Annotated in this window: 18 protein-coding genes; 16 read left to right on the top strand and 2 right to left on the bottom strand. The window is 55.7% G+C overall.

Annotation, left to right across the window (positions count from 1 at the left end; translation table 11 throughout):
* The first annotated feature begins 164 nt into the window (after positions 1 to 164).
* From J2Z70_RS07420 to lipB, 4 genes are all read left to right on the top strand, one after another.
* Entirely contained in the window at positions 165 to 1,196 is a 1,032-nt protein-coding gene (locus J2Z70_RS07420; protein WP_036731999.1) for a thiamine pyrophosphate-dependent dehydrogenase E1 component subunit alpha, read from the top strand.
* Between the two features lie 3 nt (positions 1,197 to 1,199).
* Positions 1,200 to 2,186: an alpha-ketoacid dehydrogenase subunit beta gene (locus J2Z70_RS07415; RefSeq protein ID WP_036698320.1), complete on the top strand. Its 987-nt coding sequence runs from the start codon at positions 1,200 to 1,202 to the stop codon at positions 2,184 to 2,186.
* 367 nt (positions 2,187 to 2,553) lie between these two features.
* Positions 2,554 to 3,993: a dihydrolipoamide acetyltransferase family protein gene (locus J2Z70_RS07410; protein WP_209871113.1), complete on the top strand. Its 1,440-nt coding sequence runs from the start codon at positions 2,554 to 2,556 to the stop codon at positions 3,991 to 3,993.
* A gap of 33 nt (positions 3,994 to 4,026) precedes the next feature.
* Positions 4,027 to 4,767, top strand: a complete 741-nt coding sequence (gene lipB, locus J2Z70_RS07405; protein WP_425355100.1) for a lipoyl(octanoyl) transferase LipB — start codon at positions 4,027 to 4,029, stop codon at positions 4,765 to 4,767.
* 12 nt (positions 4,768 to 4,779) lie between these two features.
* Here lipB and prli42 read toward each other — a convergent pair whose 3' ends face one another.
* Positions 4,780 to 4,881, bottom strand: a complete 102-nt coding sequence (prli42, locus tag J2Z70_RS07400) for a stressosome-associated protein Prli42 (protein ID WP_155991680.1) — start codon at positions 4,879 to 4,881, stop codon at positions 4,780 to 4,782.
* 99 nt (positions 4,882 to 4,980) lie between these two features.
* On the opposite strand from prli42, the gene J2Z70_RS07395 reads away from it, so the two are divergent.
* Complete coding sequence (locus J2Z70_RS07395) at positions 4,981 to 6,108, top strand: M20/M25/M40 family metallo-hydrolase (RefSeq protein ID WP_209871111.1); 1,128 nt, start codon at positions 4,981 to 4,983, stop codon at positions 6,106 to 6,108.
* A gap of 166 nt (positions 6,109 to 6,274) precedes the next feature.
* Here J2Z70_RS07395 and J2Z70_RS07390 read toward each other — a convergent pair whose 3' ends face one another.
* The gene (locus J2Z70_RS07390; RefSeq protein WP_209871109.1) at positions 6,275 to 6,448 is read right to left on the bottom strand and encodes a hypothetical protein; all 174 of its coding nucleotides are present in this window, start codon (positions 6,446 to 6,448) and stop codon (positions 6,275 to 6,277) included.
* Between the two features lie 77 nt (positions 6,449 to 6,525).
* On the opposite strand from J2Z70_RS07390, the gene J2Z70_RS07385 reads away from it, so the two are divergent.
* The 11 genes from J2Z70_RS07385 to J2Z70_RS07335 form a co-directional block, all read left to right on the top strand.
* Positions 6,526 to 7,098, top strand: a complete 573-nt coding sequence (locus J2Z70_RS07385) for an NUDIX domain-containing protein (RefSeq protein ID WP_209871107.1) — start codon at positions 6,526 to 6,528, stop codon at positions 7,096 to 7,098.
* Positions 7,089 to 8,282: an endonuclease Q family protein gene (locus tag J2Z70_RS07380; protein WP_209871104.1), complete on the top strand. Its 1,194-nt coding sequence runs from the start codon at positions 7,089 to 7,091 to the stop codon at positions 8,280 to 8,282. Before J2Z70_RS07385 ends, J2Z70_RS07380 begins: the two co-directional genes overlap by 10 nt.
* A gap of 67 nt (positions 8,283 to 8,349) precedes the next feature.
* Entirely contained in the window at positions 8,350 to 8,985 is a 636-nt protein-coding gene (spoIIM, locus tag J2Z70_RS07375) for a stage II sporulation protein M (RefSeq protein WP_340951517.1), read from the top strand.
* A 150-nt stretch (positions 8,986 to 9,135) separates the two neighbouring features.
* Complete coding sequence (fur, locus tag J2Z70_RS07370; protein WP_036732017.1) at positions 9,136 to 9,603, top strand: ferric iron uptake transcriptional regulator; 468 nt, start codon at positions 9,136 to 9,138, stop codon at positions 9,601 to 9,603.
* Between the two features lie 919 nt (positions 9,604 to 10,522).
* Positions 10,523 to 10,756 carry a DUF4227 family protein gene (locus tag J2Z70_RS07365; protein ID WP_076086452.1) on the top strand — a complete coding sequence of 78 codons (234 nt, stop codon included), beginning with the start codon at positions 10,523 to 10,525 and terminating at the stop codon, positions 10,754 to 10,756.
* 140 nt (positions 10,757 to 10,896) lie between these two features.
* A complete protein-coding gene (xerD, locus tag J2Z70_RS07360; RefSeq protein WP_036732025.1) occupies positions 10,897 to 11,790 on the top strand; it encodes a site-specific tyrosine recombinase XerD in 894 nt (297 codons plus the stop codon).
* A gap of 198 nt (positions 11,791 to 11,988) precedes the next feature.
* Positions 11,989 to 13,167, top strand: a complete 1,179-nt coding sequence (gene deoB / locus J2Z70_RS07355; protein WP_036732027.1) for a phosphopentomutase — start codon at positions 11,989 to 11,991, stop codon at positions 13,165 to 13,167.
* A gap of 50 nt (positions 13,168 to 13,217) precedes the next feature.
* On the top strand, positions 13,218 to 14,042 hold the full coding sequence (locus J2Z70_RS07350; RefSeq protein ID WP_036732029.1) for a purine-nucleoside phosphorylase: 825 nt from the start codon (positions 13,218 to 13,220) through the stop codon (positions 14,040 to 14,042).
* Positions 14,043 to 14,099: 57 nt separating this feature from the next.
* The gene (locus J2Z70_RS07345) at positions 14,100 to 14,963 is read left to right on the top strand and encodes a purine-nucleoside phosphorylase (RefSeq protein ID WP_209871101.1); all 864 of its coding nucleotides are present in this window, start codon (positions 14,100 to 14,102) and stop codon (positions 14,961 to 14,963) included.
* Positions 14,963 to 16,294: a pyrimidine-nucleoside phosphorylase gene (locus tag J2Z70_RS07340; protein WP_209871098.1), complete on the top strand. Its 1,332-nt coding sequence runs from the start codon at positions 14,963 to 14,965 to the stop codon at positions 16,292 to 16,294. Before J2Z70_RS07345 ends, J2Z70_RS07340 begins: the two co-directional genes overlap by 1 nt.
* 692 nt (positions 16,295 to 16,986) lie before the next feature.
* A partial coding sequence (locus J2Z70_RS07335) for a hypothetical protein (RefSeq protein ID WP_342592998.1) occupies positions 16,987 to 17,807 on the top strand: 821 nt, incomplete at its 3' end.

The raw sequence follows: 17,807 nt of genomic DNA, 5'->3' as shown, positions 1-17,807 counted from the left end.
GCCGCGAAAAAGATTATAATGGATTTAGTACCTGGTGATAGGATCAGGGCATATATATATTTAGTATTAGGGTCAACCCGCCTGGCGGACGCATCCTGAACCTGTTAGAGATAGCGGGGCTGGAAGCTGAGCGCCGGCAATACTTTTTAGGAGGTACCTCTTATATGGAATCCCAAGGTACTGTAGACACCGTTAACAGACATAAGCAGCTTGGACTCACAGACGGCCAGGTTATCGATATGTACAGATTCATGCAGCTCGGACGGAAATATGATGAGCGCAGTCTGCTGCTGCAGCGTGCGGGCAAGATCAATTTCCATGTATCCGGCATCGGGCAGGAGGCGGCACAGGTCGCGGCGGCATTTGCACTGGACCGGGAGAATGACTATTTCCTGCCCTATTACCGGGACTATGCGTTTGTCCTCTCTGTCGGAATGACCACGCGCGAGCTGATGCTCTCCGTCTTCGCCAAGGCGGAAGATCCGAACAGCGGCGGCCGGCAGATGCCGGGCCATTTCGGCAGCAAGCGCCTGCGGATTGTAACGGGCTCCAGCCCGGTCACGACCCAGGTTCCGCATGCGGCAGGCTTCGCGCTGGCGGCGAAGATGCAGAAGAAGAAGTTCGTCTCCTTCGTTACCTTCGGGGAAGGCTCCAGCAACCAGGGGGATTTCCATGAAGCGTGTAACTTTGCCGGTGTGAATAAGCTGCCTATGATTATTTTTTGCCAGAACAATCAGTATGCGATCTCGATTCCTGCTCACAAGCAGCTTGGCGGCAAGGTCAGCGACCGTGCGCTCGGCTACGGCTTCCCCGGCATCCGGGTGGACGGCAATGATCCGCTGGAGGTCTACCGTGTGGTGAAGGAGGCCCGGGAACGTGCGCTTGCCGGTGAAGGCCCGACCTTGATTGAAGCGATGATGTACCGCTTGTCGCCGCACTCCACTTCGGATAATGATCTGGCTTACCGGACCCAGGAGGAAGTGGATGAGAACTGGAAAAAAGACGGCATCGCCGCGTTCCGCACTTATCTGACCGGACTCGGTCTATGGAGTGACGAGCAGGAGCGTGATCTGGCTGCCGAATATAATCTTGAACTGAAAGAGGCTATAACCTACGCGGAGAATGCGCCGTTCCCGAAACCGGAAGATACGCTGCTGCATGTCTACGATGAATCCGGCCTGAAGGGGGGCGCTTAAGCCATGGCGATGATGGAATATATCGATGCAATCCGGCTGGCGATGAAGGAAGAGATGGAACGTGACGAGTCGGTGTTCGTGCTGGGTGAGGATGTCGGCGTGAAGGGCGGCGTCTTCACAACGACCAAAGGCTTGCAGGAGCAGTTCGGCGCAGAACGGGTACTGGATACGCCGCTTGCGGAATCTGCTATTGCAGGGGTGGCCATCGGCGCTGCGATGTACGGCATGAAGCCGATTGCCGAGATGCAGTACTCGGATTTCATGCTGCCCGCAACGAACCAGATTATTAGCGAAGCCGCCAAAATTCGCTACCGTTCCAATAATGACTGGAACTGTCCGGTCGTCATCCGTGCGCCGATTGGCGGCGGCATCTTCGGCGGGCTGTACCATTCGCAGTGCCCGGAGTCTATCTTCTTCGGCACGCCGGGGCTTAAGATTGTGGCTCCTTATTCGGCTGCAGATGCGAAGGGTCTGCTCAAGGCTGCTGTCCGTGATCCTGATCCGGTGCTGTTCTTCGAGAACAAGAAGTGCTACAAGCTGATCAAGGGCGATGTGCCGGAAGGCGACTACACGGTGCCGATTGGTGAAGCGAATCTGCTGCGTGAAGGCAGCGATATTACGGTGATCGGGTATAGCCTGCCGCTGCATTTTGCGATGCAGGCAGCGGAGGAGCTGGAGAAGGAGCATGGCGTCACCGCGCATATCCTGGATCTGCGTACGCTCCAACCGCTTGACCGGGAAGCGATTATTGCCGCTGTCCGGCAGACCGGCAAGGTGCTGATTGTCCATGAGGACAACAAGACCGGAGGCATCGGCGCTGAAGTGGCGGCGATTATCGCCGAGCACTGCCTGTTTGACCTCGATGCCCCAATCTTCCGCCTGTGCGGACCCGATGTCCCGGCGATGCCAATCTCACCGCCGATGGAGAAGTTCTTCCTGCTCAGCAAGGATAAGGTTAAGGCTGAGATGCTGCGTCTGGCGCAGTATTAAGTTCAATAGTTCATCCTACCTGACACCGCGACCGGGACCCGAGCAAGAATGCTGCAGAAAGTGCAACTTGGATATGAAATATACAGTGAATTGGGAAGAATGCTGCACGAAATACAACAATATGTCCGCTCAGCCGCCCGAATGAAGAGAATTGCTGCGTTTTGAGCAACATTTTTGATTTTGGGCAGATTTGTATGAGCGAATGTTGTATTAAGTGCAGGATTTCATGGCTGGCTTTCGAAGCCAGTTTTGTACGAAGCAAATTCAAGAAGTCCACGCTTACAAAACTAAGCCTATGCTTCCGAAGCAGTTTTGTACAAAGTAAATTCAAGAAGTCCGCGCTTACAAAACTTTAAGGAGTGACATTATGTCTGACAATACAACGCTGACGGATGTAATTATGCCGCAGCTGGCTGAATCGCTGGTGTCAGCGACTATCGGGAAGTGGCTGAAGCAGCCGGGTGATTCGATAGAGCAATATGAGCCAATCTGCGAGCTAATCACGGATAAGGTGAACGCGGAGCTGCCTGCAACGGTAGACGGCACCATGGCCGAGCTGCTGGCCGAAGAGGGCCAGACGGTCAGCGTCGGCGAGATCATCGCCCGCATCGCAGTGGCTGGCTCCGCTGCGCCAGCCGCTGCGGCCCCGTCACCGGCAGCTTCCGGCGACGCCACTGTACCTGCCGCTGCCCCGGCTGCGGCATCCGGCACCGCCCCGCAGGCGGCCCACGCCGCCGCGCGGCCGCCCGTGCCCGCTGCGGCTTATGACGCCGCAGCTCCAATGCGGGCCCGTTACTCTCCGGCTGTGCAGACGCTGGCCGCCGAGCACGGCATCAACCTGGCGGCCGTGCCGGGCACCGGCCTGGGCGGACGTATCACACGCAAGGATGTGCTCACGTTCCTGGAGAACGGCGCCTCCGTTCAGCCGCCGGCACCCGCAGCAGCCCCTGCAGCTGCGCCTGTACCTGACGCCGCTCCTGCACCCGCTGCGCTGCAGCCTGTGTTCCAGCCGGTACATGATGAGCATCAGCAGGTCCGTAACTCCGGCCTGCACCTTAGCGAATCACCGAAGATTCCGACGATTGAGATCGAAGGCGGACGGGGCAGCAGCTCGGAATATCTGATCGATGTTACGCCGATCCGTAATACGATCGCTACAAGAATGCGCCAGAGCGTCTCGGAGATCCCGCATGCCTGGACGATGATCGAGGTCGATGTGACCAATCTGGTGGTGCTGCGCAACAAGCTGAAGGATGAGTTCAAGCGCAAAGAGGGCATTAACCTGACCTATCTCGCTTTTCTGATGAAGGCTGTGGTCAGTGCGATCAAGGATTACCCGATCATGAACTCGGTCTGGGCCGTTGACAAAATCATCGTCAAACGCGACATCAACATCTCGCTGGCCGTAGGCACAGAGGATTCCGTCATGACGCCGGTCATCAAAAAAGCCGATCAGAAGAATGTCGCCGGGCTGGCCCGCGAGATCGACGAACTGGCACTCAAGACACGGGAGGGCAAGCTGCGTCTGGACGATATGCAGGGCGGCACATTCACGGTGAACAACACCGGCTCGTTCGGCTCGATTCTGTCTTATCCGATAATTAACTATCCGCAGGCGGCAATTCTGACTTTTGAATCCATTGTCAAAAAGCCTGTCGTCATCAATGATATGATTGCCGTACGTTCGATGGCGAATATCTGTCTGTCGCTGGATCACCGGATTCTGGACGGAGTCATCAGCGGACGGTTCCTGCAGCGCGTGAAGGATAATGTGGAAGGCTACACCCCGGAGACGAAGCTCTACTAAGTAAGGCGGCTGCGGACTCCTGGGACAGGGAGAATGAGAAGCAAAGGGGAACTTATGATGATGGAGAACCTGAACCTAAGCAAACTTACAGTTACCATTCTTCCGGTGATGGAGTACGGGGCGGCCTGGGAGCTGCAAAAGGAAGCGGTGCATGCGATTGACGCGGGCACTGCTTCCGAGCAGTTGATTCTTTTGCAGCATCCGCCCACATACACCATCGGTTCGCAGAATCATCCGGAGCATCTGCTCCTCAGCGGGGAACAGCTCAGGCAGCAGGGAATTGCACTGTTTGAGATTGACCGCGGGGGAGATATTACATATCACGGGCCCGGCCAGCTGGTCGGGTACCCGCTTTTGAAGCTGGGCGAGAACGGCAAGGTTGATCTGCACGGCTATCTGCGCAAGCTGGAGTCGGTGATTATAGCGTATCTGGAGGCCTATGGCATTACGGGAACCCGCAAGCAGGGGTATACCGGGGTGTGGGTCGGTGATGAGAAGATCTGTGCAATCGGCGTAAAGTTCAATAAGTGTAAATTCCGCCGGGGGTTTGTCACCAGTCATGGCTTCGCCTTCAACGTATCGGCCGGGATCGGGCAAAGCGGCTTCACAGGCATTATCCCTTGCGGTATTGCGGAATACGGAGTGACCTCGCTTGAGGAATGCACAGGGCGCGCTTTTGACATCGGAACGGTTGCTGAAGAGCTGGTGCCTTATTTCCTGGAGCAGTTTCCGTATAGCCAAACAGCGCCCGGGGAACCGGACGCTGTTAATTAGCGCTAAGCATGATTAACCGGCCATAAACGGTTCGATGACGAACAGCACCGTAGAGGCGATCATAGCGAACAGCATGATGTAGATGATAATGCGAAACCATTTTTGTCGTTGCATGAGTGACTCCTTTGAGATTAGTTTAAGTTATGAGCATAAGCCCACAATTGAACGCAGTACAACCATTGTAACGTATCTGAGAAAGAGAGGGAAGTCCATATGATATCAGAAGACCGATTGATCCATGAGTTCATGGAGCTTGTCCAGATTGACAGTGAGACCCGGAATGAACGGCAGATTGCCGATGTGCTTAAGGAGAAGTTCAGCAGCCTGGGGCTGACTGCGGTGGAGGACGATTCGCAGGAGAGAACGGGGCACGGAGCCGGCAACCTGTTCGTGACCTGGCCTGCGGACAGCGGAGTGAGCGCGCCGAAGCTGCTGTTCACCTGCCATATGGATACCGTGGTGCCCGGCCAGAAGATCAAGCCTGCCCTGGGGGAAGACGGCTGGATTCGAAGTGATGGCAGCACCATTCTTGGAGCGGATGACAAAGCGGGACTGGCTGCCCTGTTCGAAGCAATCCGGGTCATTCAGGAGCAGAAGCTGCCGCACGGCCAGATTCAGTTCGTCATTACGGCAGGCGAAGAGTCCGGGCTGATGGGCGCACGTGCGATGGACCCGGCATATCTGGATGCAGACATGGGCTTCGCGCTGGATTCCAACGGAGAAGTGGGAGCCATCGCGATTGCAGCACCGGCACAAGCGAAGGTAACGATGCAGATCTTCGGCAAGTCCGCCCATGCAGGCGTGAACCCGGAGGATGGCATCAGCGCCATTCAGGTAGCGAGCAAAGCGATCTCGGCGATGAAGCTTGGACGGATCGATAACGAGACGACAGCGAATATCGGCAAGTTCGCCGGCGGCGGACCGACGAATGTGGTCTGCGACCATGTGCAGCTGGATGCGGAGGCCCGCAGTATTGTGCAGGAGAAGGTTGAACTGCAGATTGCCTCCATGCGGGAGGCGCTGGAGACTACCGCACGCGACCACGGCGCGCAGAGTGAATTCCGCAGCGAGATTATCTATCCGGCGTTCAGCTTTAATGGGAATGATCCGGTTGTTCAATTGGCTGACCGGGCGATCACTTCGCTGGGCCTGACTACCCGGCTGTTCGCCTCCGGCGGCGGCAGTGATGCCAATGTGTTCAACGGCCTGAACGTTCCGGTTGTGAATCTGGCGGTTGGCTACGAGGATATCCACACCACGAAGGAGCGGATCAAGGCCGCAGACATCGTCAAGGTGGCCAGCCTGGTTGTAGCCATTGTGGCCGAGAGCCAGAAGGGCTAAGCCAAATAAGAGGCTGTGCAGGGACCGGCCAGGGCAAGGCTTTTGCTGAGGCGGTCTGCTGCCGCTTAAGAATAACATTAAAGGAGCTGCTTCCGGGATGATCCGGGAGACAGCTCCTTCTTATACCCTGGAATATCATAGACGCTGCCGGAAGAACGAAGCGGCATTATCCAGCCTTGGAAGCTTTGATCCGCGAATCTGCCTGGAGCAGCAGGATGTAAGCCAGGGGCATATCGCGCCCGTATTGCTTCATCCACCCGGCCATTACGGCCATAATCTGTTCCGGTTTACCTACCATTGTAACTGCGGATGAGCTTGCTTGGACAAGGATGTTATTCATGCCTGCATTCCTTCTTTCTTCTTAAGTTTGCTATAATACACCCTATGCATAACGATGCCAAAGGAGACCACAAATCTATGAAAAAAGATGAAATAAACCGCAACCCCGCATTGGATGAAGAAACATTATCAACGAAGCCGATTTTTGCAGGCCACATTATTTCGCTTCAGGTGGATACCGTGAGGCTTCCTGACGGCAACACCGCAACCCGCGAGGTCGTGAAGCACCCTGGAGCTGTAGCCGTGCTGGCCCTGAATCAGGGTAAAATGCTTGTCGTAGAGCAGTACCGTCAGCCGATGCACCGTACCGAGGTGGAGATTCCGGCAGGGAAGCTGGATCAGGGAGAAGATCCGCTGGCGGCTGCGGGCCGTGAGCTTCAGGAGGAGACCGGCTTTCATAGCGGGGGACTGAAGCTGCTGAAGTCGTTCTACACCTCGCCCGGCTTCGCCGACGAGATCATTCACCTCTATGTGACCGAAGATGCCCAGCCGGGCGAGATGGCACTGGATGAGGATGAGTTCCTGGAGGTCTCCGAGCTGACGCTGGAGGAAGCCTACCAGTACATTGCGGACGGACGTATTGCCGATGCCAAGACGATGATGGCGGTCTATGCCTGGCATCTTTACACGCTGACAGGCCAATGGCACTAGCGGAGGAGCTCAGCAGCGTCTACTGCGATCTGCATGTGCATATCGGACGGACTTCGGAGGGCCAGGCGGTCAAAATCAGCGGCAGCCGTGATCTGACCTTCGCCGGGATTGCCCGGGAAGCGGCGGAGCGCAAGGGGATTGGCCTGATCGGCATTATCGACAGCCACTCACCGGGCGTGCTGCGTGATATTCATACCGCGCTGGATTCCGGTGAAATGACGATAGCCGCAGGCGGTGGAATTGCGTACCGGGGGACAACGATCCTGCTGGGAACCGAGATTGAGATCCGTGAGCCCGGGCGGCGGGAGTGCCATGTCCTGGCCTTCATGCCGGACCTTGGAACGATGGAGGATTTCAGCACATGGATGAGCGCCCATATGCGTAATGTGAATCTCAGCTCGCAGCGCCTGTACGCTCCTTCCAGGGTGCTTCAGGACGAGATTACCGGGCGGGGCGGGCTGCTGATTCCGGCACATATTTTCACGCCTCATAAGGGGCTCTATGGCTGCGCGGCCGAGCGGATGGCGGAGTTATTCGATCTGGACCGCATCGCGGCGGTGGAGCTTGGCCTCAGTGCGGATTCAGAGATGGCAGGGTATATCTCGGAGCTTGACCGTTACAGCTTCCTGACCAATTCCGATGCCCACTCCCTCGGCAAAATTGGCCGCGAGTACAATGTCATCGAGATGCGGGAGCCCTCCTTCGAGGAGCTGAAGCTGGCGCTCCGGCGCTCGGAAGGACGCAGGGTCAGCGCCAACTTCGGGCTGAATCCCCGGCTGGGCAAATATCACCGGACCTACTGCGGCGGCTGCGGCAGCATCATCGATGAAGCCTACAGCACCTCGGAGCGCTGCCCGTATTGCGGCAGTCCGAAGCTGGTCCAGGGTGTGCTGGACCGCATTCTGCACATTGCCGACCGTCTGCTGCCGCAGGTTCCGGAATATCGGCCTGCGTACCATTACCAGGTGCCGCTGGAATTCATTCCCGGCCTCGGCAAGCGTAAGCTGAACCAGCTGCTGGAGGCTTTTGGCACAGAGATGAACATTCTGCACCGGGCTGCGGAAGCCGAGCTTGCCGCTGTAGCGGGAGCGGAGCTGGCCGGGCTGATCGTGCTGGCCCGTACAGGACAGCTCGTGCTCTCCTCGGGTGGCGGAGGCACCTACGGCAAGGTGCTCAAGAACTAAGGACAAGTCATAGATCAGGACATTCCCTCATATGGTGTAACATGTGACCGGAAAGGGGAATGTCAGGGTGCGCAGTCTAAAGCTGATGGTGAAGGAACAGACGCCTCTTTATATTTTTGTCGCGGTATTATTTCTGGTCGGGGTGGTCTTCGGAGCGCTTATCGTCACTGCGCTTACGCTGGATCAGCAGCAGGAGCTGGGCGATTACTTAAGCAATTTCTTCGTGACGGTCGATCAGCAGGGACTGCCTGCCGCGCAGGATTCATACTGGAGCATCGCCGCTTTTCATCTGAAGTGGGTCGGCCTGATCTGGGTGCTCGGCTTGTCCGTGATCGGACTTCCGGGCATTCTGATTCTGGATTTTCTCAAAGGCGTGCTGATCGGCTTCACCGTCGGCACTCTCGTCAGCCAATATTCCTGGCACGGTATGCTGTTCGCCCTGGTCTCCGTCGCTCCGCATAATCTGGTGCTGATTCCGGTGCTGCTGGTATGCAGCGCGGCGGCCCTCGGTTTCTCCCTGCTAATGATCCGCAGCCGGGTACTGGGACAGCAGCGCCGCACGCAGGTGACTCATCCGTTCATGATGTATACGCTGCTCTCGCTGGGGATGGCGCTGCTGGTGATGGGGGTCTCTGGCTTCGAGGCTTGGGTGACGCCGGTGATGATGCGCTGGGTGACGCCGCTTCTGGTGTCGGCCGGGTGAGGAAGAATTTTCAAATATGGAGGATCTGTGAATGTGCGGGCCAGCCCGATCGAGATGCTAAAACCGTTTGACTTCTCAAAGGAAATCCCCCTATAATGGAAGAAGTGGCTTGAAGCCCGGTGTGGTAATTTTCCAAGGGGGAGGCAGACAATGGAAGCCCGAATAGACAAGATTAAGCAACAACTACAATCCCAAGGATACAAGCTTACACCTCAACGGGAAGCGACCTTAAGAGTTCTCCTGGAGAACGAGGATGATCATTTAAGTGCGGAAGATGTATTTATGCTTGTAAAAGAAAAGGCGCCCGAGATCGGTCTTGCCACCGTGTATCGTACCCTGGAACTGCTTAGCGAGCTTCATGTCGTGGAGAAGATCAATTTCGGAGACGGTGTGGCCCGCTATGATCTGCGTACGGATACGGCGAAGCATCATCACCATCATTTGATTTGTGTGCAGTGCGGAAGTATGGATGAGATTCGTGAGGATTGGCTGGGACCGCTGGAAGAGCGGCTGGAGCAGGAATACAACTTCACGGTGGTTGATCATAGACTTGATTTTCACGGAATATGCCACCGCTGCAAGGATAAGAACCCGGCAGAGGACAATACTCCCGAATAAGCGTATATAGAATGTGGACTTAAGAATGCTTCATTGCGGATTTCCTAAGTTCATCTTCAGATGAAGAATGACCGCGCAAGCTCTCCCCCGGCTGAATGGCTGGAGGGGAGCTTTTTAATGCTTGGAGAGCAGGTTAGCTGGCAGCGGCGGGGTTGAAGAGGAATGAAAGGGATAAATCCCCCTAAATTCGCTTAAAGTAGGCTGGAGGGATAGTAGAGGGAGAGTAACGAAGAGCACAAGTGCACCTGAATTGAGCGGATGTGGGATATATGAGCGAATGAAGAGCACAAGTGCACCTGAATTGAGCGGATGTGGGATATATGAGCAAATGAAGAGCACAAGTGCCCCTGAATTGAGCGGATGCGAGCTATATGAGCGAATGAAGAGCACAAGTGCCCCTGAATTGAGCGGATGCGGGCTAAGTGAGCGAATGAAGAGCACAAGTGCCCCTGAATTGAGCGGATGCGGGCTATATGGGCAAATGAAGAGCACAAGTGCCCCTGAATTCAGCGGATGCGAGCTATATGAGCAAATGAAGAGCACAAGTGCCCCTGAATTGAGCGGATGCGGGCTATATGGGCAAATGAAGAGCACAAGTGCCCCTGAATTGAGCGGATGCGGGCTATATGAAGCGAATGAGGTGTATAAGTGCGCCTCATTAAACCCCGTTAACCCGGATGCCGCCAGCCAGAGGTAGATTAAGTAACCTAAGGCGAATTTGTTCCCCGACATACATAACAAGGCCTTCTGACGCATAGAGTGAAGGACGAGTTCTGTTCACGTTCCTTCTGCTGTTATCCCTTCTACCGTTATCCCTTCTGCTGGAAACCCTGCCGTGCGCTTGCGCAAGCGCAGCAGAAGGGGAGCATATGCAGAATGCTGACGCAGACGCTGATTTCATTTTGAGGAGGCTGCCAAGATGATTATTTCTCTCCCCCGCACGGTGCGACGGCTGTATTTCATGACGATGCTTGTGGCGGTAAGCTGTGTGCTGTATTATGTTTTGAGCTGGGTCAGCGCATGGATCAGTCCGGCCCGCAATGTTGAGATTCCGGAAGGCACCGCCGTCCGGGCGTTTCAGGATGTCCAGTATGGGGAACAGGGGATAAGTGCAGGGGATCGCCTGCGCCTTTTTTACTGGTACGGGGAGTAACGGGACGGATTGCAGGATTAAGGGAGAAGTATGTCGAATCAATCTATAGCATGTCATGGAACAACGCTGTTCCGGCTGCTGGATCTCAACCCGCTGCGAAGCCGCATGAAGCAGCCTGAGTCTGACAGGAGCGTGAATTGATGAAGTCATACTTACAGCCGTTTATGCAGTATTTGTCCGGGGACAAAGGATTGTCTCCTAGTACGCTGGAATCCTATGGACGGGATATTTCGCAGTTTCTGGAGTTTACGGAAGAGCGGGGCCTGGACGCGGCCGAAGAGATTAGAAGAACGCATATTATGCTCTATTTGGGTGCCCTGCGCGGAGCAGGGAAGGCAGCAGCCACGGTGAACCGGAATACGGTATCGCTGCGCGCCTATTTTCATTTTTTGCTAAAGGAACGGCTGATTGTCCAAGATCCTACGCTGGATATGGAAGCCATGAAGCCGAGTCACAAGCCGCCGATCATTCTCAGCATTGAGGAGATCGAGCGTCTGCTGGCGGCTCCGGATGAAGCTGCTCCCCAGGGGATGCGCGATAAGGCTATGCTGGAGCTGCTGTATGCGACGGGTATCCGTGTGACGGAGCTGATCTCGCTGAATGTGGAGGATGTGAATACATCCTTGCGGTTCGCACGCTGCAGCGGCGCCTCCGGCAAGGAGCGTGTGGTCCCGATCGGCGTGATTGCGGCTGATTGCGTAGCCCGTTATACCTCAGGGATGCGGGACAAGCTGCTGCGTGCGAGCCGGGAGGAGCCTGCGCTGTTCCTGAATAGTCTGGGCGGACGGCTGACCCGTCAGGGCTTTTGGAAAATCATCAAAAAATACGCACGTGAAGCTCAGATTGAGCAGGACATCACACCGCATACTCTGCGCCACTCCTTCGCTGCGCATCTGCTTGAAGGCGGGGCAGACCTGCGCTCTGTGCAGCAGATGCTGGGCCATTCCGATAGTTCGACCACTCAGATATACAGCGGAATTGCCCGCAAGAATATGAAGGAGGTCTACGAGAATCATCATCCCCGGGCGAAATAGCCGGCTGTACAGGGATGAGGGACCTTAGGAATACGGGCGGGCGGATCGGATTGGGCCGAAAAGATGCTTTTTGTGAGTAAGAAAGTTATGATGGAATCATACTGAAGAAATCGCTCCCGGGAGAGGGTCTCCCGGAGTTTCTTCATGCTTAGAGCAGACGACAAGATTAGGCAAACTATAAAAGGAGTGAAGACGGCAATGTCCTCATTTAAACGCATCGGATTTATTGTTCTGGACAGTGTAGGTATCGGTGAAGCGCCGGATGCCGCTAATTTCGGAGATACAGGCTCCCATACGCTGGGCCATATTCTGGAACGGGTTCCGGGTCTTAAGCTTCCGAATCTGCAGCAGCTCGGGCTGGCGAATATCGCACCGCTGCCACCGCTTGAACCGGTATCCGCCCCTACAGGCTACTACGGCAAAATGCAGGAGGTATCTGTAGGCAAGGACACGATGACCGGCCACTGGGAGCTGATGGGGCTGAAGATCGAGGTTCCTTTTAACACCTACTTTGACGGCTTCCCTGCGGAGCTGATCGAGAAATTCGAAGCGGCTACCGGACGCAAAGTCATCGGCAACAAGCCGGCCTCCGGCACGGAGATTCTTGTGGAATACGGCGAGGAACAGATGAAGACGGGGGCATGGATTGTCTATACCTCGGCGGACAGCGTGTTCCAGCTTGCGGCACATGAAGATATTATTCCTCTGGAGGAGCTGTACAGCGCCTGTAAAATTGCCCGTGAGCTGACGATGGCACCCGAGTTCTCCGTAGGCCGTGTGATTGCCCGCCCTTATGTCGGCGAGCCGGGGAATTTTGTGCGTACACCTAACCGCCATGACTATGCGGTGAAGCCGCCGGAGCCTACGGTGATGAACGCGCTGGAGGATATCGGCAAGGATGTGATTGCTGTCGGCAAGATTAATGATATTTTTACGGGTGAAGGGGTAACCGCAACCTATCCGACCAAAAGCAATGAACACGGCATCCAGATCACCATTGATGAGCTGCGCAAGCCGTTCGACGGATTCCTGTTCACCAATCTGGTGGACTTCGATTCCCTCTACGGCCACCGCCGTGATCCGGAAGGCTACGGCCGTGCGCTGGAGGTGTTCGATCAGGCGCTGCCTGAGCTGCTCGCTACGCTTGGTGAGGATGATCTGCTGATCATCTCCGCAGACCATGGCAATGACCCGGTTCATGCAGGAACAGATCATACGCGCGAATATGTGCCGCTCCTGGTCTACAGCCCAAGATTCAAGACACCCGGCAGCCTCGGCATCCGCCAGACCTTCTCGGATGTGGCCGCGACAATCGCCGATAACTTCGGGGCGAAGGCTCCGCAGTACGGGACAAGCTTTTTGTCTGAATTACAGTAATCACACCACAGCTTGAACTGGATTTTTTGAAAAAAGAAGGAGTGTAACCCATGACCACTATAACCTCAAGCAAAATTCAAGAAGCCGCCGTATATATCAAAGATAAATGCACCGTCGCCCCCGAAATCGGGCTGATCCTGGGCTCCGGCCTAGGCATCCTGGCGGATCTGATCACAGATGAAGTCGTTATTCCTTATCATGAGATTCCTCATTTCCCGGTGTCCACGGTAGAAGGTCATGAAGGTGAGCTGCTGATCGGCATGATCGAAGGCCGCCGCGTGGTCATGATGAAGGGCCGCTTCCACATGTATGAAGGCTACGGCCCTGAGGTTACAGCCTTCCCGGTGCGGGTAATGAAGGAGCTGGGCGTAACCAGCCTGCTGGTCACCAACGCTGCCGGTGGCGTCAACACCGAATACACACCGGGCGATCTCATGCTGATTACGGACCATCTGAATCTGACCGGCCGCAATCCGCTGAGCGGACCGAATGACAATGCGCTGGGCGTTCGGTTCCCGGATATGTCCTCGGCGTACAGCCCGCGTCTGATTGCAGCTGCCAAGGAAGCTGCCGCAGCCCTGAATTTTGAGTTCAAGGAAGGCGTATATGCGGGTCTGCTCGGACCGAACTATGAGACGCCTGCTGAGATCGTGATGCTGCGCCGCCAGGGAGCAGATGCCGTAGGCATGTCCACCGTATCCGAGACCATCGTTGCCCGCCATGCCGGGATTGAAGTGCTGGGTATTTCCTGCATCACCAACATGGCAGCCGGTATTCTGCCGCAGCCGCTGAATCATGCAGAGGTGATGGAGACCGCTGAGCGTGTGCGCGAGCAGTTCCTGAAGCTTGTGCTTGCTTTTATTCCCAAAATGTAGGAACTGCTTCACATACGCGTTATTCTATACACAATTCATATCCGGGAGGATCAACCTATGACAACACCAACAACAGTCCCATACGGCACCCAGGTTCAGGAAGCGGCTGCTTATATTCAATCCAAATTCGGCGGTTATATACCGGCAATCGGCCTTATTCTGGGTTCAGGTCTTGGCGACCTGGGCGATCAGATCGAAGATGCAGTCTACCTGCCTTATGAAGAAATTCCGCATTTCCCCCATTCAACGGTAGAAGGCCATGCCGGACGGTTCGTGATCGGTAAGCTGGAAGGCAAGGCTGTTATGATCATGCAGGGCCGTTTTCACTACTATGAAGGTTATGAGATGCGCAAGGTAGTTCTTCCGGTCTATGTAATGGCTAAGCTGGGCATCGGCACCCTTGTTATTACCAACGCAGGCGGCGGGATGAACAGAGCGTTCAAGGCAGGCGACCTGATGCTGATTACCGACCACCTCAATATGACCGGCGACAACCCGCTGATCGGACCGAATGATCCGGAGCTGGGCGTAAGATTCCCTGATATGTCCAGTGCTTATGACCCTGAATATATCCAGCTTGCGAAAAAGCTTGCAGGCGGAGTTACAGGTGTGGACGGTGAAGCGCTTGTCCTGCAGGAAGGCGTATATGCCGGCATCAGCGGCCCGACTTATGAGACCCCGGCTGAGCTGAAAATGCTGGCTTATCTCGGCGGCGATGCCGTAGGCATGTCCACCGTGCCAGAGGTTATCGTGGCCAGTCACAGCAAGCTGCGTGTGCTCGGCATTACCTGTATCACCGATATGGCGATTGGCGATGAGCTGGAGCCGCTCACCCATGAGCAGGTGGTTAAAGTGGCGAACCTGACCAAGCCCAAATTCATCGGACTGGTGCGTTCCTTCGTCCGTGAGGTACAGATCTAATGCGTGCTGTTGATCTTATTCAGAAGAAAAGAGACGGCGGTGAGCTTAGCCGCGAAGAAATAGCATTTCTGATTCAAGGCTACAGCAAAGGGGAAATCCCGGATTATCAAATTTCCGCCTGGGCGATGGCTGTGTATTTCCGCGGAATGAACGCCCGCGAGACCGGTGACCTGACCCTGGAGATGGCAATGTCCGGCGACCAGGTGGACCTTAGCCCGATTGCGGGCATCAAGGTGGACAAGCATTCTACCGGAGGCGTGGGCGACAAGACGACAGTTGTGCTGGCACCGCTGGTCGCAGCGGCCGGAGTTCCGGTAGCCAAAATGTCCGGGCGCGGCCTCGGCCACACCGGAGGCACGCTGGACAAGCTGGAGTCGATTACGGGATTCTCGGTGGAGATGGACCGGGAACGGTTCTTCGCCCAGGTGGGCGAGATTGGCGCGGCGGTGATCGGCCAGTCCGGCAACATCACGCCGGCCGACAAGAAGCTGTATGCGTTGCGTGATGTGACGGCCACGGTGGAATCCATTCCGCTGATCGCCAGCTCCGTCATGAGCAAGAAGATCGCCGCAGGCGCGGACGCCATCGTGCTGGATGTGAAGACCGGCAGCGGCGCGTTCATGAAGACGCTGGAGGATTCCATTGCGCTCGCCCAGGCGATGGTAGATATCGGCACTCACCTTGGCCGCAACACGGTTGCGGTCATCAGCGACATGGACCAGCCGCTGGGTTTCGGCATCGGCAATGCCCTGGAGATCAAAGAGGGCATCGAGACCTTGAACGGCCACGGGCCGAAGGATCTGCAGGAGGTCTGCCTGATCCTGGGCAGCCAGATGCTTGTACTCGGCGGTAAGGCGAAGGACGAAGAAGAAGCACGCTCCATGCTGCTGTCTCATATCGAAGACGGCAGTGCGCTGGATAAATTCAAGCAGATGGTATCTGCCCAGGGCGGAGATGTCTCACAGATCGAGTCGCCTGACACTTTGCCCGCTGCCCGCAGATTCATTGAAGTCAAGGCGGCAGCCGCAGGCTATGTGGAGAGCATCCAGGCCGAAGAGATCGGTGTGGCCGCAATGCTGCTCGGTGCCGGACGCGAGACGAAGGAGTCCGTGATCGATCTGGCGGTCGGCATTCAGCTCTCGCTGAAGGTCGGCGACGCCGTGGCCGCAGGCGATACGCTGGCAGTACTGCATGTGAACGATGCCAGCGAGAGCAAGATGCAGGAAGCCGAAGGCAAAGTGCTGGAGGCGTACCGCATCTCCGCTCAGCCGGTTCCGCCGCAGCCGCTGGTTTTTGCGCTGGTGACCAAGGATGGGGTAACGCGTTACTAGCCGGAGCGGATTACACTCTGGAATCTACGTTAATATAAACAAGCCGTACGAATCAGCAGATTGCTGGCGTACGGCTTGTTTTTTTGAAGCGATCCGGCTTACCCCTTTGTCTGTTCCCTACATACATAGTAACTTCTTTATACATAGCTTGAACCCCGGTACGAATTGAACTAAAAATCTGGTTACTAGGGTCAACGGCATACGCAGTTGGAATTAGCATGAATAGGATAGACTACATACTATTTTATTACAGGATTCATATAGAAAGAAGGAGCCGATAGGTTCTGGATGAATGTGTAGTTCAATCTAGATAAGGAGGGCGGGTAATGGCGGTATGGAATACAGGGCCTATTGAGAATAACGCTGTTAACGGCTCTAGACCAACGGTATCAACGACTATAATCATCGTCAATGAAAGTACAACTCAAACCGCAGTTGTCTTAACACAGGGATACAATCTCAGTGGGACCAGAGCATTATTTATCTTGAGTCAGGATGAGATTCTGCCGAATACGGTGTTTTCAAAGAATTATTATAGTAATCTTAATTCCTTTGAGTTTGTATTTACAATCACTGGCGGAGCTGTAGAAAATACAGATATATCCGTATGGGGAAAAGGAAGCTCAGGACAGCTAACTACGCCTCATCGGCTAGTCTCAGCAGAATTATTAGGTTATTCTGGAGCCGTTGGCGTGACTGGAGTAACGGGAGCGACTGGTGTAACTGGAGCCACAGGGACGACAGGAATAGCAGGAGGAACTGGAGTCACAGGGGCGACAGGCGTAACGGGTGTGACAGGTGCCACGGGAGTGAGTGGTATAACAGGAGTGACGGGGCCGACAGGCGTGACGGGAGGAACTGGAGTCACCGGGGCGACTGGCGTAACGGGCGTGACAGGTGCCACGGGAGTGAGTGGTATAACAGGAGTGACGGGGCCGACAGGCGTTACGGGAGGAACGGGAGTTACCGGGACGACAGGCGTTACGGGAGGAACGGGAGTCACCGGGGCGACTGGAATTACGGGAACAACTGGTGTTACAGGAGCAACGGGCGAGACCGGAACCACAGGTGTAACGGGAGCCACAGGAGCAACCGGGGCAACGGGAGCGACTGGAGCTACAGGAACTACGGGAGCAACCGGGACCACAGGTGTAACGGGAGCGACTGGAGCTATGGGAGCAACGGGGGAGACCGGGACCACAGGTGTAACGGGAACTACTGGAGCTACGGGAGCAACGGGGGAGACCGGGACCACAGGTGTAACGGGAACTACTGGAGCTACGGGAACTACGGGAGCAACCGGAACCACAGGTGTAACGGGAACTACAGGAGCAACCGGAGCAACGGGAGTAACCGGGGCAACTGGAATTACGGGGGCGACGGGAGAGACCGGAACCACAGGTGTAACAGGAGCGACTGGAGCTACGGGAACTACGGGAGCAACCGGGGCCACAGGTGTAACGGGAGTCACCGGAGCAACCGGGGTAACTGGAGTGACGGGCGCAACGGGAGT

Origin of the sequence: Paenibacillus silagei (assembly GCF_017874735.1) — a bacterium.
Taxonomy (GTDB): Bacteria; Bacillota; Bacilli; order Paenibacillales; family Paenibacillaceae; genus Paenibacillus_AQ; species Paenibacillus_AQ silagei.
The sequence above is the reverse complement of the archived record's forward strand: the minus strand, read 5'-3'. Positions and strand labels throughout refer to the sequence as shown.